General features: G+C 63.1%; 18 protein-coding genes. 3 read left to right on the top strand and 15 right to left on the bottom strand.

The genetic code is table 11. The features are described 5' to 3' along the window. Positions 1–17: 17 nt before the first annotated feature. The 8 genes from tsf to FKM97_RS13685 all read right to left on the bottom strand — a co-directional run bounded on the left by tsf (position 18) and on the right by FKM97_RS13685 (position 7,787). Positions 18–941, bottom strand: coding sequence for a translation elongation factor Ts (tsf, locus tag FKM97_RS13720; protein WP_144292963.1), 924 nt, complete (start codon positions 939–941; stop codon positions 18–20). Positions 942–1,008: 67 nt separating this feature from the next. After that, positions 1,009–2,028 (bottom strand): 30S ribosomal protein S2, encoded by a 1,020-nt coding sequence (locus FKM97_RS13715; RefSeq protein WP_144292962.1) that lies wholly within the window; start codon positions 2,026–2,028, stop codon positions 1,009–1,011. A 169-nt stretch (positions 2,029–2,197) separates the two neighbouring features. After that, complete coding sequence (locus FKM97_RS13710; protein ID WP_144292961.1) at positions 2,198–2,863, bottom strand: glutathione S-transferase family protein; 666 nt, start codon at positions 2,861–2,863, stop codon at positions 2,198–2,200. 41 nt (positions 2,864–2,904) lie between these two features. Continuing rightward, complete coding sequence (locus FKM97_RS13705) at positions 2,905–4,104, bottom strand: MFS transporter (protein WP_144292960.1); 1,200 nt, start codon at positions 4,102–4,104, stop codon at positions 2,905–2,907. 97 nt (positions 4,105–4,201) lie between these two features. Continuing rightward, positions 4,202–5,383, bottom strand: a complete 1,182-nt coding sequence (locus FKM97_RS13700) for a GGDEF domain-containing protein (protein ID WP_170240906.1) — start codon at positions 5,381–5,383, stop codon at positions 4,202–4,204. Positions 5,384–5,456: 73 nt separating this feature from the next. Further along, positions 5,457–6,629, bottom strand: coding sequence for an isovaleryl-CoA dehydrogenase (locus FKM97_RS13695; protein ID WP_144292958.1), 1,173 nt, complete (start codon positions 6,627–6,629; stop codon positions 5,457–5,459). A gap of 113 nt (positions 6,630–6,742) precedes the next feature. Then, positions 6,743–7,123, bottom strand: a complete 381-nt coding sequence (locus FKM97_RS13690) for a hypothetical protein (protein ID WP_144292957.1) — start codon at positions 7,121–7,123, stop codon at positions 6,743–6,745. A gap of 163 nt (positions 7,124–7,286) precedes the next feature. After that, positions 7,287–7,787: a single-stranded DNA-binding protein gene (locus FKM97_RS13685; protein ID WP_144292956.1), complete on the bottom strand. Its 501-nt coding sequence runs from the start codon at positions 7,785–7,787 to the stop codon at positions 7,287–7,289. Positions 7,788–8,208: 421 nt separating this feature from the next. Between FKM97_RS13685 and gcvA the strand changes: the two genes are divergently transcribed. From gcvA to FKM97_RS13670, 3 genes are all read left to right on the top strand, one after another. Continuing rightward, positions 8,209–9,162 (top strand): transcriptional regulator GcvA, encoded by a 954-nt coding sequence (gene gcvA / locus FKM97_RS13680; protein WP_144292955.1) that lies wholly within the window; start codon positions 8,209–8,211, stop codon positions 9,160–9,162. A 211-nt stretch (positions 9,163–9,373) separates the two neighbouring features. Beyond that, on the top strand, positions 9,374–12,283 hold the full coding sequence (gene uvrA, locus FKM97_RS13675; RefSeq protein ID WP_144292954.1) for an excinuclease ABC subunit UvrA: 2,910 nt from the start codon (positions 9,374–9,376) through the stop codon (positions 12,281–12,283). Positions 12,284–12,389: 106 nt separating this feature from the next. Next, positions 12,390–12,956: a type 1 glutamine amidotransferase domain-containing protein gene (locus tag FKM97_RS13670; protein WP_144292953.1), complete on the top strand. Its 567-nt coding sequence runs from the start codon at positions 12,390–12,392 to the stop codon at positions 12,954–12,956. A gap of 23 nt (positions 12,957–12,979) precedes the next feature. On the opposite strand, the gene FKM97_RS13665 is transcribed toward FKM97_RS13670, so the two are convergent. The 7 genes from FKM97_RS13665 to FKM97_RS13635 all read right to left on the bottom strand — a co-directional run bounded on the left by FKM97_RS13665 (position 12,980) and on the right by FKM97_RS13635 (position 20,312). Continuing rightward, positions 12,980–13,321, bottom strand: a complete 342-nt coding sequence (locus FKM97_RS13665; RefSeq protein ID WP_144292952.1) for a DUF805 domain-containing protein — start codon at positions 13,319–13,321, stop codon at positions 12,980–12,982. Positions 13,322–13,619: 298 nt separating this feature from the next. After that, positions 13,620–14,657 (bottom strand): sulfate/molybdate ABC transporter ATP-binding protein, encoded by a 1,038-nt coding sequence (locus FKM97_RS13660; protein ID WP_246105086.1) that lies wholly within the window; start codon positions 14,655–14,657, stop codon positions 13,620–13,622. A 99-nt stretch (positions 14,658–14,756) separates the two neighbouring features. Then, positions 14,757–15,626 carry a sulfate ABC transporter permease subunit CysW gene (gene cysW / locus FKM97_RS13655; RefSeq protein WP_144292951.1) on the bottom strand — a complete coding sequence of 290 codons (870 nt, stop codon included), beginning with the start codon at positions 15,624–15,626 and terminating at the stop codon, positions 14,757–14,759. Further along, a complete protein-coding gene (cysT, locus tag FKM97_RS13650; RefSeq protein ID WP_246105074.1) occupies positions 15,619–16,476 on the bottom strand; it encodes a sulfate ABC transporter permease subunit CysT in 858 nt (285 codons plus the stop codon). Before cysT ends, cysW begins: the two co-directional genes overlap by 8 nt. 3 nt (positions 16,477–16,479) lie before the next feature. Further along, the gene (locus FKM97_RS13645) at positions 16,480–17,508 is read right to left on the bottom strand and encodes a sulfate ABC transporter substrate-binding protein (RefSeq protein ID WP_144292950.1); all 1,029 of its coding nucleotides are present in this window, start codon (positions 17,506–17,508) and stop codon (positions 16,480–16,482) included. Between the two features lie 207 nt (positions 17,509–17,715). Beyond that, the gene (locus FKM97_RS13640; RefSeq protein ID WP_144292949.1) at positions 17,716–18,198 is read right to left on the bottom strand and encodes an RrF2 family transcriptional regulator; all 483 of its coding nucleotides are present in this window, start codon (positions 18,196–18,198) and stop codon (positions 17,716–17,718) included. Between the two features lie 101 nt (positions 18,199–18,299). Beyond that, positions 18,300–20,312, bottom strand: a complete 2,013-nt coding sequence (locus FKM97_RS13635; RefSeq protein ID WP_144292948.1) for an acetyl-CoA carboxylase biotin carboxylase subunit — start codon at positions 20,310–20,312, stop codon at positions 18,300–18,302. Between the last annotated feature and the right edge of the window lie 61 nt (positions 20,313–20,373).

Raw genomic sequence — 20,373 nt, 5'->3', positions numbered from 1 at the left:
ACCCGTGACGGCAGCGATCAGGCCCCTGCCGCGGCGGCGACTTCGGAGGCGAAGTCGCCCGCCTCGCGCTCGATGCCCTCGCCGATGGCAAAGCGGACAAAGGCTGCAACCGTGATCGGCGCCCCTACGTCCTTCTCCATCTCTTTGATGGCCTTGCCGACAGTGTTTTCGCCGTCGATGACGTAGACCTGATGAAGAAGCACAACTTCTTCGTAGTATTTGCGCAGGCGGCCTTCAATCATCTTGGCGATGATCTCCTCAGCCTTGCCGGATTCCCTGGCCTGGGCCGCCAGCACGTCGCGCTCACGCTCGACCAGGGAAGAGTCGACGTCCTGCGGATTGACGGCAATGGGGCTCGCCGCCGCAATATGCATGGCGAGCTGCCGGCCGTGCGCCGCCAGCTTGGCCTTGTCGCCGCCGGACTCAAGCCCGACCAGGACACCGATCTTGCCGAGACCGGGGACGACCTGGCTGTGGACATAAGTGGCGACGATCCCGTCGCTGACTTCGACGTAACCGGTGCGACGAACATTCATGTTCTCGCCGATGGTCGCAACCGCCTCGGTCACATAATCGGCGACGGACTTGCCATCGCTCATGCTCGCGGCCTTCAGCGCATCGACGTCGCCGCGGGCGACCAGCGCCAAATCTGCAATCTCAGACACCATGGCCTGAAAACGCTCATTGCGCGCCACGAAATCGGTTTCGGAATTCACCTCGACGATGGCGCCCTTGAGCCCTTTGCTGGAGACACCGATCAAGCCTTCGGCGGCGACCCGCGAAGACTTCTTCGCTGCTTTGGACAGGCCCTTCTTGCGCAGCCAATCAATGGCGGCGTCCATGTCGCCATCGTTCTCGGCCAGAGCGCTCTTGCAGTCCATCATGCCTGCGCCAGTGCTCTCGCGCAGTTCCTTCACCATGCTGGCAGTGATTTCAGCCATCGCAATCCTCAAATTCTCGGTATGTCCATAAACGGGCAAGACGCTGCCGCCCTGCCCGCCCGACGCATCAGGCGTCGCTGCCGATCAAGGCCCGCGCCTGACCGACCCAATCGTCGCGGTCCACGCGGCCGTGGAACTGGAGCGCATCATCGAGAGCCGAGAGCTGATCGCCGTTCATCTCGGCAATCTGCCAGAAATGGAAGACGCCCAGATCGTTGAGCTTCTTCTCGACGGTGGGACCCAGGCCCGTGATCTTCTTCAGATCGTCGGCCGAGCCGCGCGGCTCCTTCAGCACCGGGAAGGCTAGAGCGGTCTCGGGATCGGCTTCGGCAACTTCCTCAAGAACCGGCTCCTGCATCGGATTCTCGGCTTCGCCGATATCGATGCCGGCACCGCCCTGGGCCACGGAGATGCCGTCCAAGGCCGCACGGGAGATCAGATCGCAGTAGAGGCTGATCGCCCGGCCGGCGTCGTCATTGCCCGGAATGGGGAAATTGATGCCTTGGGGATCGCAATTGGTGTCGATGATGGCCACCACCGGAATGCCCAGTTTCTTGGCTTCCTGAATGGCAATCGATTCCTTGTTCGTGTCGATCACGAACATCAGGTCGGGGATGCCGCCCATATCCTTGATGCCGCCCAGAGCGCGCTCAAGCTTATCGCGCTCACGGGTCAGGTTCAGGGTTTCCTTCTTGGTCAACCCCAGATGTTCCTGAGCCAGCATCTCTTCCAACTGACGCAGACGGCGGATCGAATGGGAAATCGTCTTCCAATTCGTCAGCGTGCCGCCGAGCCAGCGGTGGTTGATGTAATATTGGGCCGACCGCCGTGCGCTCTCAGCGATGGCCTCGGAGGCCTGACGCTTCGTGGCGACGAACAAGACGCGGCCGCCGGCAGCGACCACGTCACGAACCGTGACGAGCGCCTGGTGCAACAGCGGCACCGTCTGCGCCAGATCCACGATGTGAATACCGTTACGGTCCCCATAGATGTAGCTACCCATCTTGGGGTTCCAGCGGTGAGTCTGGTGGCCGAAGTGAACGCCCGCTTCCAAAAGCTGACGCATAGTGAATTCCGGCAATGACATGCCAGCACGCTCCCTTTTTCCGGTTGATCCGCCGCGAACGTGTGAGCCGGCCTGTGCCGACACCGGAAGGACCGCCGCTATGTAAGGTGCGACAGCCCAGCGTCCGCGTGTGAGGTTTATGGGCGCCATATACGCGCGGAAGAGGAGGAATGCAAGCCGAAGCGGGCGCTCAGACTTCTTCCGCGCGAATGACCCATGGCTCCTGCTCCGCCGCAGACTTCCATTCGCCATAAGCAGGCAAGGAGAGAATCGTCTCCATATACGCCTGAACCGCTGGATCCGAGGAGAGCTCGTAGATGTGGAAGCGGTTCACCACGGGTGCGTACATGGCGTCGGCGATCGAGAATGCGCCGAAGAGGAAGGGTCCGTCAGAACCGTAGGTCTCGCGGCACTCCTTCCAAATGGAGGCGATGCGGGCGACGTCGCGCCGACAGGCGGGGCTCACCTCAAGGCGCGAGACCGGACGGCGCAGGTTGCACGGGCATTCATGGCGAAGAGCACCGAAGCCTGCATGCATTTCATTCGATATGGCGCGGGCATGGGCGCGCCGCTCCCGATCATGGGGCCAGAACTGCTTTTCGGCAAAGGTTTCGGCGAGATACTCCATGATGGCCAGGGATTCCCAGATGGTGATGCCCCCATGCCGCAGCACCGGCACCCGATGGGAGGGGGAAATCTCGCTGATTCGGGGGTCGCGGGTCTCCTCAGGCGTATCCAGATCCAGAGGTAGGACGGTCTCGCCGAAGTCGAGGCCGCCATGGCGCATGAGAAGCCAGGGGCGCAGGGACCAGGAGGAATAGTTCTTGTTGCCGAGATAGATGTGCATCCTGTCCATCAGATCCTCCGCTTGACCCGTCTCGGGCATCGCCCACCTCGCTACATGGATCTTGGCAGAAAGCGCCAGGTGAGCCAGCTGCAAAAGAGGAGGAAGACTCCCAGGACGGCAAAGACCGAGCCGAGGCCGAAATAGCCGAGCAAGATGCCGTAGATGAAGGCCGGCAGAAGGTCGGAGGCATCGGTGTAGGTCCGGTAGACGGCCGTCATCTGCGCGCGCTCATGGGGGTGCACCGACCGCAGGAACGCAATGCCGCCCAGGGCGTCGAGGGCCGCGCAGGCCAAGGTGCCGAGCAGAAGAAATCCGGCGGTGAGCCATGGTGACGATGCGCCGATCATGCCGGCGCAGATACACAGCAGGGACAGGGCGAAGAAGGCGACGGTGATCACCGTGCGGACGCCGTGGCGGGAGCCCAGTCGGCCAAAGACAATGGCAAAGATCAGCACGGCATTGCCGGCCGAGACGAGCGCGCCGCCGGCCAAATTGCCCTGCCCGGTCGAGACCATCAGGATCGGACCATAGACGAAGAAGGTGGACCAGAAGGCCGAACGACCGAAGGCGATGACCCAGGCGAGCCTGAGACGCGGCTGTTCGGCGAAGCGGCGGATGTTGTTGATGGGATCGGTGGGCGCGATGCGGCCCGGCGCGATGAGCTTGTTCTCGGAGAGGCGATAATACCAGAAGACGGCGATGAGCAGCAGGGCCCAGAGGGCCGTCAGACCGTGCACGGCCAAGAGCCCCTGGGTCGTATACAGCCAGACGCCGAGGAAGGGGGCGACCGTCCATGAAATGGTGGAGGTCGCCAGGCGCAGCGGCTCGGAACGGACGAATTCGTGGCGGCGGATATAGTCCATGATGTAGAGATTGAGCGTGATGTTCAGACAGGCGACGCCGAAGACGCGCACCAGCATGCCCGTGGCCTGGCCCAGAAGCGTGTGGGTCACGAAGGCGATCGAGGCGAGGATCAGGCAGACCGCGCCGAGGGTATAGACCCAGCGTCGGGTGAAGCGCCGCACCAGAGCCGGGATGAACAGCGAGCCCGTGATGCTCAGCAAACCCACGGCGGTATAGAGAAAGCTGACCGACTGCTCGTTGCGGAGGACATCATAGGCCTGGATCGGGACGACACTCGCGACCAGAGCGCGGGCGAAAGATTCGATCACGAAGAGGATGGCGAAGGCCATGGCGCCGGGTTGCGGTGCTGCCGGCAGCCAGATCGGGTGGCGAACATTGAGTGTCATGACGACGACGATGAGAGACGCCGGAGGGGCCAGGCCATGGTCGACCTCTTACAGCCTCCGCGGGAGGTGAGACAGCAAAAAGACCAGCCCTCGCGTCTCAGGCGACGGGCGCGGCGCTGAACCTGACCCGATTGCGTCCGGCCGCCTTCGCCTCATAGAGGGCATGGTCGGCAATGGTCATCAGCCGCTGCAACTCGATGGCCTCACCGGTGAGGACGGCCACTCCGACGCTGACGGTCGCACGCACCTGGCTGCCGCGGTAGACGAAGGCCTGGGCCGCGATGCGGGCGCGCAGATGCTCGCCCAGATCGGTGGCGGCGGCTGCCTGCATATCCGGCAGCAGGGCTGCGAACTCCTCCCCGCCGAGACGGCAGAGAAGCGCCTCGGCCGGCAGCATCTCGCTGGCGATCTGGCCGAATTTCTCCAGCACGACGTCGCCGGCGGCATGGCCGTAGCGGTCATTGACGGATTTGAAGCTGTCGAGATCGAACAGGAGGAGCGCCACCGTGCGGCCGCTGCCGCGGAGGACAGCGAGCAAGGCCTCGGCAGAGGAGAAGAACCCGCGCCGGTTCAACACTTGTGTCAGAGGATCGCGCGCGGCGATCGCCATCAGGCGCCGTTCGCTGCGCTCGCGGATGAGGGTGACCGCAAACATGGCGGCGGCGATGATGAACAATGTCGCCTCGACGAGGCTGAGCCCGAACCAGAAACCCTGAATGGCCAAGTCGTCCGGCACAGTGCGAGAGGCCGCCACCACGCCGCGCACGGCATAAAAGGCGCCGTTCAGGACGGTCAGCGCGATCAGGGGGCCGCCGGAGGGGAGATACTCGCTGCGCCCCCGCCATAGCTCGAGCGCAATGGCAAAGCAGGACACAGCGGCGATCGCCGAAAGCAGAATCGTGCGGATCGCAGGGTCGTCCATCACCGGATCGAAGCACAGCGCGATCAGCCACGGCACGGATGGCCCAAGCAGTTGCCAGAGCTTCACCGGCCGCCGGAACAGGGAGCGTGTCCCTGCCCACGCCATTCCCACACCCAGCAAGACCAAGGCATTGGCGAGCGAGATCGAAAGAATGTCGTGGATCTGACCCCGCAGCAGGATCAGGATCAGGCCGATGCCGCCCAAGCTACAGGCGCCGCTCCACCACAGATAGGCCTGGGTTTCCCGGTGGCGCCACCAGGTGACCAGCAGCACACAGCAAATCAAGGCGCAGACAGCGACCAGGAGAATGAGGATCGTGTAGATGTCGAGGGTCATCAGGGCACGGCGTTCCGCCATCGGCGCCCGCACCATAGGGGATCATGCCCTGACTGAGAAGCGTACACAGTCAATGGTCTAAAACAGGGCGTCTTCACATCGTCTCGTCGAAGAGCTCGCGGCCGATGAGCATGCGGCGAATCTCGGAGGTTCCGGCGCCGATCTCATATAATTTGGCGTCGCGGAGAAGCCGGCCGGTGGGATAATCGTTGATGTAGCCATTGCCGCCCAGGCACTGAATCGCCTCCAGGGCCATCCAGGTCGCCTTCTCGGCAGCGTAGAGGATGGCGCCGGCCGCATCCTTGCGGGTCGTCTGGCCGCGATCGCATGCCTGCGCCACGGCATAGACATAGGCACGGCAGGCACTCATCGTGGTGTACATGTCGGCAAGCTTGCCCTGCATCAGCTGAAAGGTGCCGATCGACTGGCCGAACTGTTTGCGCTCGTGAACATAGGGCAGAACCGCATCGAGGCAGGCCTGCATGATGCCCAGGGGCCCGGCGGCGAGCACGGCGCGCTCATAATCGAGGCCCGACATCAGCACGTTCACACCGCGCCCGAGGGAGCCCAGGACATTCTCCTCCGGCACTTCGCAGTCCTGAAACACGAGCTCGCCCGTGTCCGAGCCACGCATGCCGAGCTTGTCGAGCTTCTGGGCGACGGAAAATCCCTTGAAGCCGGTCTCGACGATGAAGGCGGTGATGCCCCGCGGGCCGGCCTCGGGATCGGTCTTGGCGTAGACTACGATGACGTCGCCGCCGGGACCGTTGGTGATCCAGAACTTCGTGCCGTTGAGGACATAGCGATCGCCGCGCTTTTCGGCGCGCAGCTTCATGGACACGACGTCGGAGCCTGCGCCGGGCTCGGACATGGCCAAGCCGCCGAGATGGCGCCCGGAGATCAGATCCGGCAGATAGCGCCGCTTCTGCTCCTCGGAGCCGTTGCGGCTGATCTGATTGATGCAGAGATTGGAGTGGGCGCCATAGGACAGTCCGACGGAGGCAGAGCCGCGGGAGATCTCTTCCATGGCGATGCAATGTTCGAGATAGCCCAGACCCGAGCCGCCATATTCCTCAGGCACGGTGATGCCGTGGAGCCCCAGGTCCCCCAGCTTCGTCCAGAGGTGACGCGGAAACTCGTTCGATCGGTCGATGTCGGCGGCCAACGGCGCGATCTCGTCGGCGGTGAAGCCCCGCACCGTGTCGCGCAGCATGTCCGCCGTATCGCCGAGGCCGAAATCGAGGGATCGAAAATCATTGGCAAGCATCTGCGCCTCCGCATTCGGATCGCTACATTCCTGCTCGTAACGCCAGGCCGCCACGGCAGCAAGAGCGAATGCGGAAAATCCCAGGTCCTTCAGCTGGACTGCCGGGCGATGTCCTACTTGGGACGGAACTTCAAGTTCGCCTCACCGGACTTCTTGACCAAGCCGAGATACCAGCCTTGACTGCGATAGACCTCGCCACAGCGACGCTCGCCCTTGGTCCACACGGCAAAGGAGACACAGAGCTTATCGCCCTTGATCTCCCACTTGCCGGTGTCGAACTTGCCGTCGGCAAAGCCCTTCAGGGTGCCATTCGCATCGGCGCCAATCTGCACCTGCTGCTTGCCCTTCCAGACACCTTCGAACTTGCCGGGGAACAATGCCTTGAGGGCGGAGGCCTTCACCGGCTCAGCCGCGTTGACGGTACTGTTTGCCGGCAGGATGGCCGCCCCGGACAGGGCCAGCAGAGATATGACAAAGGCCGCGGTCTTCCGCATTTACCCTCAGCTCCCAAGATTTGGATCGCACGACGACATCAACGGCATCGTTACAGGGCCGCGGCATCTATCGGGAAACTATGCCCTAAAGAAGGCAATGATTCCTCAGTGCGGAAAGACCGCGCCCCGGATCGGTTCAACCGGAAGTATATTACGGCTCCCGTTAAAAGGGAACCTCATCGTCGAGTTCCTCGGAGAAACTCTGGAGCGGTCGCTGCCGCGAACTCGAACTCCGCTCGCCGGCGCCACCGCGACCAAAGTCGCCGGCGCCCGAATCGGGGCCAAAGTCGCTGCTCCCGCCGCCTGCGCCCTGGCGACCGTCGAGCATGGTCAGCGTCGAATTGAACCCCTGCAGGACGATCTCCGTCGTGTAGCGGTCATTGCCCGTCTGATCCTGCCATTTGCGCGTCTGAAGCTGGCCCTCGATATAAACCTTCGCGCCCTTCTTCAAATATTGCTCCGCGACCTTGCAGAGGCCTTCGCTGAAAATGACAATGTTGTGCCACTCCGTCCGGTCCTTGCGCTCGCCGGACTGACGGTCCCGCCAGTTCTCCGTGGTGGCAAGACTGAAGCTGGCCACGGGACGACCATCCTTGGTATGGCGGATTTCCGGGTCCTTTCCCAGATTGCCAATCAGGATAACCTTGTTCACCGAGCCTGCCATCACACTTCTCCTGCCGCGTCACTCGGAGTCAAAATAGTGACTCCAACGAGATTGCGCCACCATCCCTGCGCTTTTCCCCACAAGGTGATGTCACTCTCCATCGTTCTTCTTTTGTTCTATACTCGAGAAAGAACCACAAGGCATTGGCGCACTCCCAAGTCGTGAGAGCGCCGGCATTGCCTCGTGGTCAATCACGCGCCTCAAAAATCTCGCTGCGAAGGCATGGTGCGACGCACCGAGCCGGCCGGGCGGCCGCCGCTGACGGGAGCGAGGAGCGCCTCGTAGAAATCAGCGTAAGCTCTTAGGATCCAATTCATTTCCGTTCTCCGTAGGGCGAATTTCATGATCCATAAATGGCGGTTTGCGACGCAACAGACAAACGGGTTTATGTCACGCTAGATGTAAGATAAAGTCACAGGTCATGAGCCGCCGCCTCCCCTCCCTTCGTGCCCTCCGCGCCTTCGAGGCCGCCGCACGCCATGCCAGCTTCACACGCGCGGCCGGCGAGTTGTTCGTGACCCATGCGGCGGTCAGCCGGCATATCCGCGAGTTGGAAACCTGGCTGGGAACTTCGCTGTTCCGCCGCACCGGCCGCGGCGTCACGCTGACGCCCGAGGGGCTCAGGCTGAGCGAGCGGATCACGCCGCTGTTCGATCAACTCGCGGATGCGGTCAGCGAGATCACCGCGGAAAAGGCGGGACACCGGGAGTTGTCGGTAACCGTGCAGACCGCCTTTGCGGCGCGATGGCTGGTCCCGAGGCTCGGGCGGTTTGCTGCACGGCATCCCGACATCGACATCAATCTCGATCCGACCGATACGCTGGCCAATTTCCGGGCCGATCCGGCGGAACTCGGCATTCGCTTCGGGGATGGAGAGTGGGAGGACGTAGACAGCGAGCTGTTGGTGAAGCTCGTCGTTTTTCCGGTCTGCAGCCCCGACCTGCTGCGCGAGCGGCCCTTGCGGGACGTGAACGACTTGAAGACCTTTACGCTCATCCACGAACAATCCCGGGAATGGTGGGAGGAGTGGCTGGCGGCGGCGGGCGCCACGGGGCTGGACGGCTCGCGCGGACCTATGCTGCAAAACCACCTCGCGGTGGAAGCCGCCGAATCCGGCCAAGGCTTCGCCCTGGCGGATAATGTGCTGGCCGTGGACAGTCTCCTTGAAGGCTGGCTGATCCGCCCCTTCACTGTCGATCTGCCCCAGGATGCCTATTACCTGATCCGTCCCACCGGCACACGCGAGAGCCGGGCTGCGAGCCTGTTCCGGGTGTGGATCAAAGAGGAAATGCAGGCCAGCCAGCAGCGGTTCGAGGCCCTGCTCGCCGCCGAGAGGGGGACCGCACCCCACCCGCCAGGTGACGGCGAGACCTGAACGCCAGCGTCGCATTGTCAAAGCAGAGCCGAGTGATTACCTTCCGCTGTGGCTGAGAAGCCGTGGTCCCAACCACAGCCCATTGCGCTCGGCGGCGAATCTATGTTCTTGTATTGTTCACAGCACCCTGAGTCCGTCACGGGCCGGGAGCGGTGAAGACCATTCTCTCTCGAGGCGTCGCAGGCCGCCGCACTAGGGACTTCGCTCACCCATGACCAGTAATGTCCGGCACCATGATGCCCGCAAGGTGATTTCGATCCAGGGTGCGCGGGAGCACAATCTCAAGAACATCTCGATCGAGATCCCCCGCGACGAACTGATCGTGTTCACGGGGCTGTCCGGGTCCGGCAAATCCTCGCTGGCCTTCGACACGATCTATGCCGAGGGCCAGCGACGCTATGTGGAATCGCTGTCGGCCTATGCGCGCCAGTTCCTGGAGATGATGCAGAAGCCCGATGTCGACCAGATCGACGGGCTCTCGCCGGCCATTTCCATCGAGCAGAAGACGACGTCGCGAAATCCCCGCTCGACCGTGGGAACGGTCACGGAGATCTACGACTATATGCGGCTCTTGTTCGCCCGGGTGGGCATCGCCTATTCGCCGGCGACCGGATTGCCGATCGAGAGCCAGACCGTATCGCAGATGGTCGATCGGATCCTGGAATTGCCGGAGGGCGCGCGGCTCTATCTGCTGGCGCCCATCGTCCGCGGCCGCAAGGGTGAATATCGCAAGGAGCTGGCAGACCTGCAGAAGGCCGGGTTTCAGCGGGTCAAGATCAATGGCGAGTTCCATGAGATCGAACAGGCCCCTGCCCTCGACAAGAAGTTCAAACACGATATCGACGTCGTGGTCGATCGCATCGTCGTGCGCCCGGACATCGCCAGCCGCCTGGCGGACAGCCTGCAGACGGCGCTCAGCCTCGCAGATGGCATCGCGGTGGCCGAATATGCGGATGAGAAGGACGAGCGGGGCGATCCGAAGCGCGTCATCTTCTCGGAGCGATTCGCCTGCCCAGTCTCGGGTTTCACCATCGACGAGATCGAGCCGCGGCTGTTTTCGTTCAACAATCCCTATGGCGCCTGCCCCAGATGCGACGGGCTGGGCACGGAGCTGAAATTCGAAGGCGACCTCGTGGTGCCTGACCCCTCCTTAAGCCTCAAGGAGGGCGCGGTTCTGCCCTGGGCGCGCACCGGAAATACCTCCCCCTATTACGTCCAGACCCTGCAGGCGATCGCCAAGCATTTCGGCGTCAGCATGACAGTGCCATGGAGCGAGCTGCCGGAGACGGTGCGGAGCGTGATCCTGCACGGCTCGGGCAAGGAGGAGATCACTTTCGTCTATGATGACGGGCTGCGCAGCTACAAGACGCGCAAGAGTTTCGAAGGCGTGGTCACCAATATCGAACGGCGCTGGCGGGATACGGATTCGGCCTGGGTTCGGGAGGAGCTGTCGCGCTACCAGTCCGACCACCCGTGCGAGAGCTGCAACGGCTATCGGCTGAAGCCCCAGGCACTGGCGGTGAAGATCGGCGGCCTGCATATCGGGCAGGTGTCGCAGAAGTCAATCCGGGTGGCGCGGGACTGGTTCGAGACGATCGAGACGACGCTGACCTCAAAGCAGCGCGAAATCGCCGGCCGCATCCTGAAGGAGATCCGGGAGCGGCTTCGGTTCCTGGTCAATGTCGGGCTCGACTACCTGACGCTGTCGCGGAACTCAGGGAGCCTCTCGGGCGGCGAGAGCCAGCGGATCCGACTGGCGAGCCAGATCGGCTCGGGCCTCACGGGCGTGCTCTACGTGCTGGACGAGCCGTCGATCGGCCTGCATCAGCGCGACAATGCCATGCTGCTGGAAACGCTGAAGCGATTGCGCGACCTCGGCAATACGGTCATCGTCGTGGAGCATGACGAGGATGCGATCCTGCTGGCCGACTATGTCGTCGATATCGGGCCGGGCGCAGGCATCCATGGGGGCGAGATCATCGCCCAGGGCAGCCCGCAAGATATCATGGCGTCGCCGAACAGCCTGACCGGCCAGTATCTCACCGGGCGCTTGCAGGTTCCGATCCCCCGCAAGCGCCGCAAGTTCGACAAGAAACGCCAGCTCAAGGTGATCGGAGCGCGCGGCAACAATCTCAAGGATGTCAGCGCCGACCTGCCGCTGGGCCTGTTCAGCTGCGTCACCGGGGTCTCGGGGTCGGGCAAGTCGACCTTCACCATCGACACCCTCTACAAGGCCGCCGCGCGAAAGCTGATGGGCAGCCGCGAACAACCCAGCGAGCACGACCGGATCGAGGGGCTCGAACATCTCGACAAGATCATCGACATCGACCAGTCCCCCATTGGGCGGACGCCCCGCTCCAATCCGGCGACCTATACAGGCGCCTTCACGCCGATCCGGGAATGGTTCTCCGGATTGCCGGAAGCGAAAGCGCGGGGGTATCAGCCGGGGCGGTTCTCATTCAACGTCAAAGGCGGGCGCTGCGAGGCCTGCCAGGGCGACGGGCTGATCAAGATCGAGATGCATTTCCTGCCGGACGTCTATGTGACTTGCGATGTCTGCCATGGCCATCGCTATAATCGCGAGACGCTGGAGGTGACGTTCAAGGGCAAGTCCATCGCCAATGTGCTGGAGATGACCGTCTCGGAAGCGCGCGACTTCTTCAAGGCGGTGCCGGCGGTACGCGACAAGATGGAGACGCTGGAGCGCGTCGGCCTCGGCTACATCAAAGTCGGCCAGCAGGCGACGACATTATCAGGGGGCGAAGCACAGCGCGTGAAGCTCGCCAAGGAATTGTCGCGCCGGGCGACGGGACGGACCCTCTATATTCTCGACGAGCCGACCACGGGGCTGCATTTCCACGACGTGGCCAAGCTGCTGGAGGTGCTCCACGAGCTTGTCGAGCAGGGCAATACCGTGGTGGTGATCGAGCATAATCTCGAAGTCATCAAGACCGCCGACTGGATCGTGGATCTCGGCCCCGAAGGCGGCGACGGCGGCGGCGAGATCGTGGGCGTGGGCACGCCGGAGCAGATCGCCAGCAATCCACGGTCACATACCGGCTCTTTCCTCAAGGGCGTGCTGGCACGGCGACCGATGGCGGACAGCCAAGCGGCAGAATGACCTGGAGGCACCAGGGAACCGCTGATTTCTTCTGCCGTTGAGTGATCAGGGCCGGCTGCGTCGACAGATGCGGCGGCACACTCAAAACTCAACAGGAGACTTCCCCATGCATGATCTGTCAGGCAAGCGGGTGCTGATCGTCGCCACCAACGGCTTCGAGCAATCTGAGCTTGAAGTGCCGCGCGACCTGCTCAAGGAGAAGGGCGCGACCGTCCATGTCGCCTCGCTGGACGGCGCAAAAATCACCGGCTGGGACAAGAAGGACTGGGGCCGCGAAGTCCCCGTCGACACCTCCGTCAAGGACATCAAGGCGGATGACTATGATGCGATCGTCCTGCCCGGCGGCCAGATCAATCCCGACCTGCTGCGGGTCGAAGCCACCGTGATCGATCTCATCAAGGCGTTCGACACGCAGAAGAAGGTGATCGCCGCCATCTGCCATGGCCCCTGGCTGCTGATCGAAGCGGGGCTGGTCAAAGGCCGCAACGCCACATCGTACAAATCGATCAAGACCGACATGATCAATGCCGGCGCCCACTGGGCCGACAAGGAGGTGGTGACCGACCAGGGGATCATCACCAGCCGCAATCCAGGCGATCTCGAGGCGTTCTCGAACAAGATCGCGGAGGAGATCCTCGAAGGACGGCATGAACGGCGGCAGGCTGCCGAGTAGCCTCGTCCGGCCGCGGCCTTCGCTTAGATCACACGCCCAAGAGGGTCGGGCCCGAAGCGGTTCGGCCCTCGCGTGCCCTGCATGATGCCAAGATTGATCAGCGCCCAGAGAAAGCCGACCACCGGCACCAACAGCAGCAGGACCCACCATCCGGACTGGTCGCGGTCATGGCAGCGCTTGATATAGATGCAGAGCGAGGGATAGAGCAGGATCAGGTTCCAGAGCCAGGCCAGCACGCTGTCATGGCCGAAGACTATGACGCCGAGGCCGGAGAGCAGGACGGTGCAAATCAGACCGAGCCACCACAGCGCCCGGTTGATGCGGCCCTCGTAGCTGAGAAACAAAAACTTCCAGTCGACCGCCATGTGCCCCCCTCCGGCTGCGTGTGCGCCCGGTGCGGTGCGTAACGCAGAGCGACACGTTTGGCTAGGCGTAAAGGCGAAGAGAGCGGAGCGAGCGGCGTCTTGCGGCCGGTGCTGAGGCTTGTTCGAGGGGAGGCAGGACCCTCGGGGAAAGCATCTTCCGCCCGGCCCCTGGATCCTCGGGGCAAGCCCGAGGATGACGAAGAAGACGCCCGAGGATGGTGAAGAAGGGGACCGAGGGTGACAGGTTGGAAGCCGGAATGACGCGGGCGTCGATATGCTGGCCGGGGCCGGTCCGCTTTCAGGCGGGGAAGATGGCGACGTTGCGGAAGGTGAGCCCGACCTGCTGGCCGGTGCGGATGTCCTCCCGGCCAGCGCAGTCGGCCTCGATGACGGAGGACCCGTCGGCAACGCCGATCTCGACCCGCCGTACGGCGCCATGGCGGCGCAGGGCGCGGACGATCCCCGGGATGTCGCCGGCCGCGCGGGGACCCAGGAGGATGTCCTGGGGGCGGACGAAGACGACATAGCGGCCATCGGCCTCGGGGATTGAGGGGAGGCTGACAGGGCGCTCGAAGAGAAAGGCGCGAGAGCGGTCGACATGGATGTCGAAGCGGCTGGCCTCGCCAATGAAGCCCACCACGAAGGGCGTCGCCGGACGGTCATAGATCTCGTCGGGAGTGCCCACCTGCTCGATCCTGCCCCTGTTCATGACCACGACCCGGTCCGCGAGCTCGAGGGCCTCCTCCTGATCATGGGTGACGAAGACGGTCGTGTGGCCGGTGTGCTGGTGGAGCTCGCGCAGCCAGCGCCGCAGCTCCTTGCGCACCTTCGCGTCGAGGGCGCCGAAGGGCTCATCCAACAGAAGGATCCGCGGCTGGATCGCCAGAGCCCTGGCGAGGGCCACCCGCTGCCGTTGGCCGCCGGACAGCTGCGAGGGATAGCGACCGTCCAGACCCTCGAGCTGGATGAGCTTGATCAGATCGAGGGCCCGCTGGCGGATCTCCGCCTTGGACGGCCGGGTGGCGCTGGGCCGGACCTTCAATCCGAAGGTCACGTTCTGGAGCACGGTCATGTGGCGGAAAAGCGCGTATTGCTGGAAGACGAAGCCGACATTGCGCTCCTGGACGGAGAGTTTCAGCGCATCCTCCGGGCCGAACATGACGCGGCCGGCACTGGGCTCGTCAAGCCCGCCCAGGATGCGCAGAAGCGTCGTCTTGCCCGAACCCGAGGGCCCCAGAAGGGCGATCAACTCGCCCGGCTTGATGGCGAGGGAGACGTCATGAAGGGCGGCGGTGTCGCCGAAGGCCTTGCTGACGCCCTCGACATTGACCTCGATGGGCTCGCCCCAATGGTCCTGGCCCAGCCCAATGGCGGCAGGGGCGTCGGTCTCCGGTCGCGACAAGGGCATCGTGCGGGCATCCATCCTTCGTGGTCCTCAATCGAGCCGCGTCGAGGCGGCCATCTCGCCGGCGTAACGCCATTCGAGAAAGGTCTTGATGGCCAATGTCACCAGCGCCAGCAAAGCCAGCAACGAGGCGACGGCGAAAGCACTGGTGAACGCATATTCATTGTAGAGGATCTCGACTTGCAAGGGCATCGTGTTCGTCTCGCCGCGAATATGGCCCGAGACGACGGAGACGGCGCCGAACTCACCCATGGCGCGGGCGTTGCAGAGCAGGACGCCGTAGAGCAGCGCCCATTTGGCATTGGGCAGAGTGATGTAGAGGAAGGTCTGCCATCCGCTGGCGCCCAGGGAGAGGGCCGCCTCCTCATCCTGTTTGCCTTGCTCCTGCATCAGCGGGATGAGTTCGCGGGCGACGAAGGGAAACGTCACGAAGATCGTCGCCAGCACGATCCCCGGTACCGCGAAGATGATTTCGACACCGTGGGATTTGAGCCAGGGGCCGAAATAGCCATGAGCGCTGAACAGCAGGACATAGATCAGGCCGGAGATCACGGGCGACACGGAGAAGGGGAGATCGATCAAGGTCGTGAGCAGGCTCTTGCCCTTGAACTCGAACTTAGCCACCGCCCAGGAGGCGGCCAGGCCGAGGATCAAATTGGCGGGGACTGCAATCGCCGCCACCAACAGCGTGAGACGAATGGCAGCGAGGGCATCGGGGTCGAGGATGGCGTCGACATAGGCGCCCATGCCTTCGCGCAAGGCCTCGGCGAAAACGAGGATCAGCGGCATCAGCAGGAAGAGGCTGAGGAAAGCCAGGGCCACGGTGATGGCCAGGATGCGGACAAGGACCGGTTCCTGGGTAACGGAGGGCCGGTTGCGCGGAACTGCGGCATCAGTCATGGCCGTATCTCCTGCGTCCATAGGCCTGGATCAGATTGAGGACCAGCAGGATCGTGAAGGAGAGCGCGAGCATCGCCGTCGCGATGGCGGTCGCGCCGGCATAATCGAATTCCTCAAGCTTGATGGCGATCAGCAGGGGCGCGATTTCCGAGACGTAGGGAATGTTGCCGGCGATGAAGATCACGGAGCCATATTCGCCCACGGCGCGGGCGAAGGCGAGAGCAAAACCGGTCAGCAAGGCCGGCAGCAGCGTCGGCAGGACGACCCTGGCCAGGGTCTGATGGCGCCTGGCGCCGAGGGTCGCGGAGGCCTCCTCCGTCTCACGATCGAGATCCTCGAGCACCGGCTGGACCGTGCGCACGACGAAGGGCAAGCCGATAAAGGTGAGCGCAATGACGATGCCGAGGGGGGTATAGGCCACCTTCAGCCCCAAGGGCTCAAGCAGCTTGCCGATCCAGCCATTGGGCGCATAGAGGGCCGTGAGGGCGATGCCAGCCACCGCCGTGGGAAGAGCGAAAGGCAGGTCAACAACGGCATCAAACAGCCTCCGCCCGGGAAAGCGGTAGCGGACCAAGACCCAAGCCACCAGCAGCCCGAAGACGGCATTGAGGGCGGCGGCAATGAAGGCGGTTCCGAAACTCAGGCGCAGGGCCGCGAGGACCCGCGCCTCGGTGATGATGGCCCAGATCTCACCCCAGCCGAGGGATGCGGTTTTCAGCACCAATGCCGCCAAGGGCAGCAGCACGATCAGGCCCATATAGGTGAGCGTGAAGCCAAGGGCCAAGCCGAAGCCCGGCAGCACACTCGGCTTCACAAACCGGATGCCCTGCCCTGCCGCCCCCCGCGTCACCCCTCAATTCCCTGGCTTGAAAATCTGATCGAAGATCCCGCCATTGCTGAAATGCTCCTCCTGCGCCTTCGCCCAGCCGCCGAACTTATCATCGATCGTGAAGAGCTTAACCTCGGGGAACCGCTTCATAAGCGCAGGATCAATACCTTCCGTTTTGACGGGCCGATAATAGTTCTCGGCGGCGATCTTCTGCCCCTCCACCGAATAGAGATAATCGAGATAGGCCGTCGCGACGGCGGTCGTGCCCTTCGCATCCGTATTGCCCGGAACGACGGCAACCGGTGGCTCCGCAAGGATCGATACTGAGGGGACAATGATTTCGAAGGCCTCGGGGCCCAACTCGTTGATGGCGAGAAAGGCTTCGTTTTCCCAAGCCAGCAGCACATCGCCGATGCCGCGCTGAGCGAAGGTCGTGGTGGAGCCGCGCGCGCCGGTATCGAGCACGGGAACATGCCGGAACAGCGACTGCACGAATGCGCGCGCCTTCTCGTCACTGCCATACTTGTCGCGCGCATAACCCCAGGCTGCGAGATAATTCCACCGTGCACCGCCTGAGGTCTTCGGATTGGGGGTGATCACCGCGACGCCGTCCTTCACCAGATCATCCCAATCCTTGATGTTCTTGGGATTTCCCTTCCTCACCAGAAATACGATGGTCGAGGTGTAAGGCGCGCTGTTATGGGGAAACTTTGACTGCCAGTCGGCCGGGAGCTTCTGGGTCGCCTTCGCAATGGCATCGATGTCGGCGGCCAGCGCGAGGGTCACGACATCGGCATCAAGACCGTCGATGACCGTGCGGGCCTGCTTGCCGGAGCCACCGTGAGAAACCCTCACCCTGACCTTGTCGCCGGTCTTCTCCGCCCAATGCTTCGCGAAAGCGGAATTATAGGCCTTATAGAGCTCACGGGTGGGATCATATGAGACGTTCAAGAGCGTGATATTGGCGGCCTGGGCCAGGGTTGCCGCCAGAACAAGCGGAAGCGCCAGGAATGCGACGCGGGTCAAAAGCCGTCTCGAAACTGACTGTGCCATGATGCCGTCCCTCATTGATGGCATCAATGTCGATCGATTTGGTAGAGTTTGTCAATCGTGGATTCGACGCCCCACGAAGTCAGGAATTTAATCCACAGATTTGTCTCTTGCTCTCGGCTGGGACCTTGCGCGAAAGGCCGGTGGGCCCCGCGTCTCGCAACTGGCCAGATCCCGCGCGCTTCCCCGCCGCAGGGTCCGCCGGTTCTCTCAGGCGGGGAGCGTGGCGGGCAAGGCCGACGCCGGTTCTGCCTCGGCGATGGCGGCGTGCCAGAGGGGGCCATCCGAAATCGCGTCCTGCAGGGTGACGCGATCGAGAATATTCGTGGTGGCCTGGTGCACCTCGAAGAAGATTCGGCGAATCTCGCAGGAGGCCTCGTCACGACAGTCGTCGCAGCGCCGGTAGGCGCGTTTGGACAGGCATGGAAGCGGCGCGATCGGGCCCTCGATCATGCGCACGATGGAGCCGATGGTGATCTCCGAGGCCGGTTTGATCAGGATGTAGCCGCCCCGGGGGCCACGACGGCTCGCCACCAGGGCATTGTGCTTCAACACCAGGAGGATCTGTTCGAGGAACCGCTGCGGAATCCCCCGGGCCTCGGCGAGATCGGCAATATTGACCACACTGCCCTGCTCGGACCGCGCGAGGGCGATCATCGCCTGCAGAGCATATTTTGTCTTCTGAGAGATCATGCGTGGGGATCGAGCACAGGCCAGTCGCCTAAATCTAGTAAACTAGTCGAGATTATCGGGCAAGGGCGTGGGCGAGACCCTTCGGGGGGCCTCCCCGCCGATCATTCGAACTCCATGATGACGTCACCGACGGAGAGGGTCGCGCCGGGGCTTGCATTGATCGCCTTGACGGAGGCATCGCGTTCGGCGCGCAGGACGTTCTGCATCTTCATGGCCTCAACGACGCACACAGCCTGGCCCACCTTCACCTCGTCACCGACCTCGACGGCAATGGAGACGACGAGGCCCGGCATCGGGCAGATCAGCATGCGCGAGGTATCGGGGGGAAGCTTCTTCGGCATCAGCTTGGCCAGCTGCGCCTCGCGGGCGGTGAAGACGCGGGTGACGACATCGATGCCGCCATGGAACAAGCGGTAGCCGTTAATCACCCGGCGCACCTGCACGGTCATGGGAAGGCCGTCAATGGCGCCCCGCCAAACCGCTTGGCCGGGCTGCCATTCGCCTGTCAATTCGATGTCCAGGCCGCCGCTGCGGGAGCGCAGAAATATCGTGTCACCCTCGTCGTCGTCGTCGACGAAGAAGGAATGCCATTCCTCGCCGATCTGCACCGTCCGCTCGCGGGAAAATTCGACCGGGAGACCGCGCAGCTGCCCGGAGATCTCACGCTTGCGCTCGTTTTCCACATGGTCGAGGAAGGTTGCGACCGCGGCCATGCGCAATGTCGTCTTGGCGTCGGGCACGGCGCCCTGGAAGCCGTCCGGGAATTCCTCGGCGATAAAGCCGGTCGTGAGAGACCCGGACTGCCAGCGCGGATGGCGCATGATGGCGGCGACGAAGGGAATATTGTGCTGGATGCCGTCGATATAGAAGGCGTCCAGGGCCTGGGACATGTGCTCGGTCGCCTGGTCGCGGGTGGGCGCCCAGGTGCAGAGCTTGGCGATCATGGGATCATAATAGATCGAGATCTCGCCGCCCTCGAAGACGCCGGTATCGTTGCGGATGACGAAGCCGTCGTCATTGGTGCCCTCGACGGGCGGCCGGTAGCGCACCAGGCGACCGGTGGACGGCATGAAGTTGCGATAAGGATCTTCCGCATAGACGCGGCTCTCGATGGCCCAGCCGTTGAGGACAACGTCCTCCTGCGCGAGCGCCAAGGGCTCGCCGGCCGCGACGCGAATCATCTGCTCGACGAGATCCACGCCGGTGATCAGCTCCGTCACGGGATGCTCGACCTGGAGGCGGGTGTTCATCTCCAAAAAATAGAAATTGCGGTCCTGGTCGACGATGAACTCGACGGTGCCGGCGCTTTCGTAATCGACAGCCTTGGACAGGGCCACCGCCTGCTCGCCCATGGCCTTGCGGGTGGCCTCATCGAGGAAGGGGCTGGGAGCCTCCTCGACGACCTTCTGATTGCGCCGCTGGATCGAGCATTCGCGCTCGCCCAGATAGATGACATGGCCATGCTTGTCACCGAGGACCTGGATCTCGATGTGGCGGGGATTGACGATGAACTTCTCGATGAAGACGCGTTCGTCGCCAAAGCTCGCCTTGGCTTCCGCACGGGCAAGCTCGAAGCCCTCCTTCACCTCATCGCGGGAATGGGCGATGCGCATGCCCTTGCCGCCGCCGCCGGCGGAGGCCTTGATCATGACGGGATACCCGATCTCGTCGGCGATGCCGACCGCATCCTCGGCCAGCTGGATCTCGCCGAGATAGCCGGGGACGGTGTTCACGCCTGCCGCATCGGCGAAGCGCTTCGATTCGATCTTGTCGCCCATGGCCTCGATGGCCTTGATGTTCGGGCCGATAAAGGCGATGCCGGCATCGCGCAGGGCCCGGGCGAAGGCGGGGTTCTCCGAGAGGAAGCCGTAACCGGGATGAACCGCCTCGGCGCCCGTCTCCTTGCAGGCGTTGATTATGTTGTCGATGACCAGATAAGATTGGTTCGCTGCGGCGGGTCCGACACGCACCGCTTCATCTGCTTCACGCACATGCAGCGCCCGCTGATCAGCGTCGGAGTAGACGGCGACGGTTGCAATACCCATCTTCTTGGCTGTGCGGATAACCCGGCAGGCAATTTCGCCACGATTGGCGATCAGAATCTTGCTGAACATGACGTCTTGCCTACTCCCAGCTGATGTAAGGGTGTGCCGGCTTTTAGCGGGCCGGCTTACA

The sequence above is a fragment of the Rhodoligotrophos appendicifer genome, from assembly GCF_007474605.1.
In the GTDB taxonomy this organism is placed as follows: Bacteria; Pseudomonadota; Alphaproteobacteria; order Rhizobiales; family Im1; genus Rhodoligotrophos; species Rhodoligotrophos appendicifer.
The sequence above is the reverse complement of the archived record's forward strand: the minus strand, read 5'-3'. Positions and strand labels throughout refer to the sequence as shown.